The organism is Vibrio olivae (assembly GCF_042428525.1).
Taxonomy (GTDB): Bacteria; Pseudomonadota; Gammaproteobacteria; order Enterobacterales; family Vibrionaceae; genus Vibrio; species Vibrio olivae.
Genome location: NZ_JBHMEP010000113.1, coordinates 1 through 555, shown reverse-complemented (window position 1 = coordinate 555; position 555 = coordinate 1). Strand labels below are relative to the sequence as shown.

Sequence of the window (555 nt, the reverse complement as noted above, 5' to 3'; positions counted from 1 at the left end):
GCCGCTTATCTAGAAGAAATCAAAGCAGTAACGATTGATCATGAATTGGTGGAAACAATGGGTAAAGATTTGAAGCTTGTGTACACACCACTTCACGGAACAGGAAAAATGTTGGGCGAACGTGCGTTGAAACAAGCTGGATTCGAACAATTCGTACTAGTTCCAGAACAAGCTGTCGCAGACCCAGATTTCACTACAGTCAAATCACCAAATCCAGAAGAACACTCTGCTTTTGAGTATGCGATACGACTTGGCGAGAAAGAAGGCGCTGATTTGCTGATTGCAACAGATCCTGATGCAGACCGTTTAGGTGCAGCCGTTCGTTTGCCAAATGGCTCCTATGAAGTATTGACCGGAAACCAAATCGGAGCACTGTTTGCTCAATATATTTTGGAAGCACACCAATCGCGAGGCACTTTACCTGAAAACGCAGCGGTATTGAAATCGATCGTTTCTAGCGAATTGCCTACAGCAATTGCGGAACACTATGGGGCTACCATGTTCAATGTATTGACAGGATTCAAATTCATTGCTGAAAAAATTCAACAATTCGAA

1 protein-coding gene is annotated in these 555 nt (G+C 43.4%); it reads left to right on the top strand.

Features of this window, described 5'->3' with window-relative positions:
- A partial coding sequence (locus ACFFUV_RS23780; protein WP_512701414.1) for a phosphohexomutase domain-containing protein occupies window positions 1-555 on the top strand: 555 nt, incomplete at both ends.